This is a genomic window from Aeromonas finlandensis (assembly GCF_000764645.1).
Lineage (GTDB): Bacteria > Pseudomonadota > Gammaproteobacteria > Enterobacterales > Aeromonadaceae > Aeromonas > Aeromonas finlandensis.
The window spans coordinates 1-6,188 of the sequence record NZ_JRGK01000147.1; the positions used below are offsets into that span (position 1 = coordinate 1).

A 6,188-nucleotide genomic window follows, 5' to 3' on the forward strand; every position below is an offset into this window, starting at 1 on the left:
GGTCTACAAATCCTTCAACTTCCTGCGCAGCTTCAACCAGGGCAAACCGCTGCCGCTGGGCCGTCATGTGGCGGTGATCGGGGCGGGCAATACCGCCATGGATTGCGCCCGCGCCGCCCTCAAGGTGCCGGGTGTGAGCGATGTGACCGTGATCTACCGTCGCAGCGAAAAAGAGATGCCCGCCTATCGCGAGGAGTATCTGGAAGCGGTGGAAGATGGGGTGCGTTTTTGCTTCCTCACTAATCCGGAGCGCTTTGAAAAAGATGGCAAGCTCACCGTGCGGATGATGGCGCTGGGGGATCCTGACGAGCAGGGCCGTCGCCGTCCGGTGCCCACCGAGCAGACCGAAGTGATGCAGATGGATGCGCTGATCACCGCTATCGGCGAGCAGCCAGACTGTGACGTGCTCAAAGCAATGGGCATTCCCCTGGGCAGCGATGGCTGGCCCGAGGTGGATAGCCAGACCGGCGAGACCAGCCGTCGCAACGTCTTCCTGATTGGTGATGTGCAAAGCGGCCCGTCCTCTATCGTCGGAGCCATCGGTGGGGCCCGCCGCGCCGCGGATCTGGTGCTCTCCCGCGAACATATTGCTGGCAGTCAGGCTGAGGTTTCAATCCAGCCGTCGGGCAAGGAGGAGATCTACCGTCGCAAGGGGAGCATCGCCGTCACCATGGTCGACAAGAGCGAGCGCGATGCCTTCGTGACGCAAGAGGCGCACCGTTGCCTCGAGTGCAACTACCTCTGCAGCAAGTGCGTGGATGTCTGCCCCAACCGGGCCAACGTCGCCATTGCGGTACCGGGCTTCAAGGATCAGTTCCAGACCCTGCACCTGGATGCCTACTGCAACGAGTGCGGCAACTGCGCCCAGTTCTGCCCGTGGCAGGGTAAGCCCTATCAGGACAAGGTCACCATCTTCAGCCTCTCCGAGGACTTCGACAACAGCCGCAACCCCGGTTTCTATCTGGCGGATGGTGGCGAGCTGCGGGTGCGTCAGGGTGGCGAGACCTACCGTCTCACTATCGATGCGCAGAGCCGGATCAAGGATGCCCCCGAGGCCCTTGGTGACATGTGCCGCATCATCAGCCATGTCCACGCCCATCACCACTACCTGCTGGGGGCCGTCGAGGTCTGAGCGAAAGGATAGAAGGAGCAAACCATGTTTATTCTGAAAAACGTCACCGCCGTCCAGCTGGAACCGACCCGGGTACTGGAAGGGGTGGATATCGCCATCGAAGGCACGCTTATCAAAGCGGTGGGGCCCAATCTGCGGGCCCTCTACCCGGAGGCCAACTACCGGGAGATGGGGGGCAAGCTGGTTATGCCGGGTATCGTCTGTGCCCACAACCACTTCTACTCCGGTCTGTCGCGGGGGATCATGGCCAACATCGCCCCCTGCCCGGATTTCATCTCCACCCTGAAAAACCTCTGGTGGCGGCTAGACCTCGCGCTCGATGAGGAGTCCCTCTACTACAGCGGCCTTATCTGCTCGCTGGAGGCGATCAAGAGCGGTTGCAGCGCGGTGATCGATCACCACGCCTCGCCGAATTACATCAAGGGTTCCCTCAACATCATGCGCAAAGGGTTTATGGAGGCGGGTCTGCGCGGCATGACCTGTTTCGAGACCACGGATCGCAACGGTGGCCTCGCCGAGCTGCAGGCCGGGGTAGAGGAGAACATCCTGTTTGCCCAGGGGATCGATGCGGCCAAAGCCAAAGGCGAAGAGCCCTATCTGGTGGAGGCCCATATCGGCGCCCACGCCCCCTTTACCGTGCCGGACGAGGGGCTGGCCATGCTGCGCGAAGCGGTGCAGGTGACCGGTCGTGGTCTCCATATCCATGTGGCAGAAGACCGCTATGACGTGGCTCACGGCCATCACCACTATGGCAAGGAGCCCATCGCCCGACTGGACAGCTTTGGCCTGATCGATAGCAAATCGCTGGTGGGTCACGGCATCTACCTGAGCCCCTCGGATGTCGAGCTGCTCAACAGCCGTGATGCCTTCCTGGTGCACAACGCCCGCTCCAACATGAACAACCATGTGGGCTACAACATGCACCTGCCGGAGTACCGCAATCTGGCGCTCGGCACCGACGGCATCGGCTCCGACATGTTTGAAGAGCTCAAGTTTGCCTACTTCAAACACAAGGATGCCGGTGGCGCCCTGTGGCCAGACAGCTTTGCCCGCTTCCTCTGGAACGGCAACACCCTGCTGGAGCGCAACTTCGGCGCCAAATTTGGCCGACTGGAGCCGGGCTACAAGGCCGACCTCACCATCTGCGACTACGACGCGCCAACCCCGTTGGCCCCGCGCAACCTCGCAGGCCACCTCGCCTTCGGCATGGGCTCTGCCAGTGTCAACAGCGTGATGGTAGAGGGGTGCATGGTCTATCAGGATCGCGAGTTCCCGTTCGATGTTGCGCCTATTTATGAGCAAGCCCGCAAGGTGGCGAGCCGCCTGTGGCAACGGGTTGACCAGCTGGCGTGAGCCGGCGGCCCTCAAGGTATTGCACCGGACATATTGCAACTGATCACCCGCCGTGCGGATCTTCCCGGCGGCGGGCATCAAGAGTAAGGACGACACATGATTGAGCAATTCTTCCGACCCGAGCAACTGGGTCAGGCTTTGGAACTCAAAGCCAGCTTCGGCAACGACGCCGTCTACATGGGGGGCGGCAGCAAGCTTAACGCCGCGCCGACCCGCACCGACAAGAAGGTCGCCATCTCGCTGGACAAGCTGGGGCTTGGCCAGATTGAGCAGCAGCACGGTCAGCTCCATATTGGCGCGACGGTCACCCTGCAGGCGCTGAAAGATGATCCCCGTACCCCGGCCGCCTTGTGCGAGGCGTTGGGGTTTGTCTACTCCCGCCATGTGCGCAATCAGGCCACCGTCGGTGGCGAGATTGCCTGCCAGTTGCAGGACTCCCCGCTGCTGCCGGTACTGCTGGTGCTTGAAGCGGTCGTCGTTCTGGAGAACAACCTGCTGCAACCCATCGACGCCTATCTGGCGGGCCAGCGCAATGCCCTGGTGCTGGGGATTGTGTTGCCGGAGCCTGACTTGCGCTGTGCCACTCGCCGCATCAGCCGCAACGCCGATGGCCTTGCCGTGATGACCGCAGCGGTAGCCCTCGACGCCCTTGGCGAAAAGCGGGTGGCCGTCGCTGGCGTCACCCCGCAGCCAATGCGTCTGCGGGATGTGGAGCGCCGCTCCCTGCACGATGCCGCGCTGGAGGCTGCCGTGAGCGAGCTGATTTCGCCCCGTGAGGATCTGACTGGCAGTGTGAGTTACAAACGGTATATCACCGGCGTGGTAGTGGCAGATCTGCTGGTGGACTGCCAGCAGCAGGAGGTGCAAGCATGATGGAACTCAACTTCACACTGAACGGCGCCCTGCGTACCGTCATCTGCAAGGCCGGTGACAATGCCCAGCGGGTGCTGTTCAACCAGTGCCGGATGCACTCGGTGCGCAATAGCGACGACGGCTTCGGGTTCGCTGGCTCCGACGCCATCCTGTTCAACGGCAAGGTGATCAACGCCTCCCTGCTGATCGCCGCCCAGCTGGATGGGGCGCAGGTGCGTACCGCCGAGTCGCTGGGCAGCTGGAACCAGCTCAGTCTGGTGCAGCAGGCCATGGTGGACGTCGGCGTGGTGCAGTCCGGTTACAATGATCCGGCCGCTGCGCTGATCGTCACCGACCTGCTTGATCGCCACCCCAACCCCACCCGTGATCAAATCGACGATGCCCTCTCGGGCCTGTTCCACCGCGATGGCGGTTACCAGCAGTTCTATCAGGCCATCGAACTCGCCTGCTCGCGGATGAAGGATCCCGATTATCTGTGCCAGATCGCCCCGGAGTTTCGCGATGATCTGCGCCATATCGGCAAGAACTGCCCGAAAGTGGACGCCGCCAAGATGGTGCAGGCCAAGCCCTGCTACGTGGAAGACAGGGTCACTGATGACGCACTGATCATCAAGATGCTGCGCAGTCCCCATCCCCATGCGGTGATCACCAAACTTGACGTGAGCCGCGCCGAAGCGCTGCCAGGGGTGGTGCATGTCATGACTTACCTCAACTGCCCGGATGTGTTTTACACCCCGGGTGGTCAGAGCGCCCCCGAGCCGTCACCGCTGGATCGCCGCATGTTCAGCCGCAAGCTGCGCCATGTGGGGGATCGGATTGCCGCCGTGGTGGCCGAGAGCGAAGCCATCGCCCTGGCTGCGCTGAAACTCATCGAGGTCGAGTATCAGGTGCTGCCAGCGGTAATGAGCATCGACGAGGCGATGGCCCCCAATGCACCACTGGTGCACGACGAGCCCATCATCTACATGGCCGGTGCGCCAGCGGATCTGGAGCAGCAGAACGCCTGCTCGGTACGTCGTGGCGATGAGCATCTCATCATCAACTTCCCCATCGGTTCCCGTCCCCACGAGAACCTGGCGGCCAGCGTCCATGGTCAGATCGGTGACGTAGACAAGGCGTTTGCCGACGCCGACGCGGTGCTGGAGCGCACCTACGAATCGACCCAGGCTCAGCAGTGCCCGACCGAGCCGCATATCTGCTTCACCTACATGGATGGTGAGCGGCTGGTGATCCATGCCTCCACTCAGGTACCGTGGCACGTGCGCCGTCAGGTGGCACGCATTGTCGGCATGAAGCAGCATCAGGTGCATGTCATCAAGGAGCGGGTAGGGGGCGGCTTTGGCTCCAAGCAGGATATTCTGCTGGAAGAGGTGTGCGCTTGGGCGACCAAAGTGACCGGTCGTCCGGTCCTCTTCCGTTACACCCGTGAAGAGGAGTTCATCAGCAACACCTCTCGCCACGTAGCCAAGGTGAAGGTGAAACTCGGCGCCAAGAAAGATGGCACCCTCACCGCCATCGAGATGGATTTCCGTGCCAATACCGGTCCTTTCGGCAATCACTCCCTGACGGTGCCAAGCAACGGTCCTGCGCTCTCCCTGCCGCTCTATCCGTGCGACAACGTCCGTTTTACCGTCAATACCTACTACAGCAACATCTGTCCGACCGGGGCCTATCAGGGTTACGGCGCGCCCAAGGGCAACTTCGCGTTGACCATGGCGATTGCCGAGCTGGCGGAGCAGTTGGGTATCGACCAGCTCGACATGGTGGAACGCAACCGGGTTCAGGAAGGGGAGGAGCTGAAGGTGTTGGGTGCCATCGGCGAGGGCAAGATGCCAACCTCCATTCCCCGGGCCGCGAGCTGTGCTCTGGAGCCCATCCTGCAAAAGGGACGGGAGCTGATTGAGTGGGATAGTCCGAAAGTGGCCGACGGCGATTGGCGCATCGGTCGCGGCGTCGCCATCATCATGCAAAAATCGGGGATTGCGGACATTGATCAGGCCAACTGCATGGTCAAGCTGGAATCAGACGGTACCTTTATCGTTCACTCCGGTGGCGCCGATATCGGCACCGGCCTCGATACCGTGGTGGCCAAGCTGACTGCCGAGGTGCTCAAATGCCCGCTCAGCGATGTGCATGTTATCTCCGGTGACACAGACCATGCCCTGTTTGACACAGGCGCCTACGCCTCCTCCGGTACCTGCTTCTCTGGTAATGCGGCCAAGATGGCGGCCGAGAACCTCAGAGAGAAGATCCTGTTCCACGGTGCTGCCATGTTGGGCGAGCCGGTTGGGGATGTGGCGCTGGTGCACCCGGGCATTGTGCGTGGCAAGCAAGGTGAGGTCTCTCTTGCCAAGATTGCTCACAAAGCCGAGACCGGTACCGGCTTCGGTATTCTGGTGGGCACCGGCAGCTTTATTACCTCCGAACTGGCGTTCCCGTTTGGCGCCAACTTCGCCGAAGTGGCAGTCAACGTCAGAACAGGTCAGATCCGTCTCGACAAGTTCTACGCCCTGCTCGACTGTGGCACCCCGATCAACCCGGAACTGGCCCTTGGCCAGATCTACGGGGCGACCATGCGGGCCATCGGCCACTCCCTGACCGAAGAGATCTGCTACGACAGCAAGGGTATCCCGCTGACCCGGGATCTCAAGAGCTATGGTGCGCCCAAGATTGGTGACATCCCGCGTGACTTCCGGGCCTTCCTGGTACCCAGTAATGACCAGATCGGTCCTTACGGTGCCAAGTCCATCTCGGAGATCGGGGTGAACGGGGCCGCGCCTGCCATCGCTACCGCCATCCATGACGCCTGCGGTGTCTGGCTGCGCAAGTG

At 61.8% G+C, this 6,188-nt stretch carries 4 protein-coding genes; all 4 read left to right on the plus strand.

The genetic code is table 11. The features are described 5' to 3' along the window. On the plus strand, positions 1 to 1,132 hold a 1,132-nt coding region (locus tag LD28_RS0111650; RefSeq protein ID WP_033137137.1), incomplete at its 5' end, for an FAD-dependent oxidoreductase. Between the two features lie 24 nt (positions 1,133 to 1,156). Further along, on the plus strand, positions 1,157 to 2,485 hold the full coding sequence (gene ssnA / locus LD28_RS0111655; protein WP_033137138.1) for a putative aminohydrolase SsnA: 1,329 nt from the start codon (positions 1,157 to 1,159) through the stop codon (positions 2,483 to 2,485). A gap of 96 nt (positions 2,486 to 2,581) precedes the next feature. Then, a complete protein-coding gene (gene ygfM, locus LD28_RS0111660) occupies positions 2,582 to 3,358 on the plus strand; it encodes a molybdopterin-dependent oxidoreductase FAD-binding subunit (protein WP_033137139.1) in 777 nt (258 codons plus the stop codon). Further along, on the plus strand, positions 3,355 to 6,188 hold a 2,834-nt coding region (locus LD28_RS0111665; RefSeq protein ID WP_206538751.1), incomplete at its 3' end, for a molybdopterin-dependent oxidoreductase Mo/Fe-S-binding subunit. The genes ygfM and LD28_RS0111665, both read left to right, overlap by 4 nt.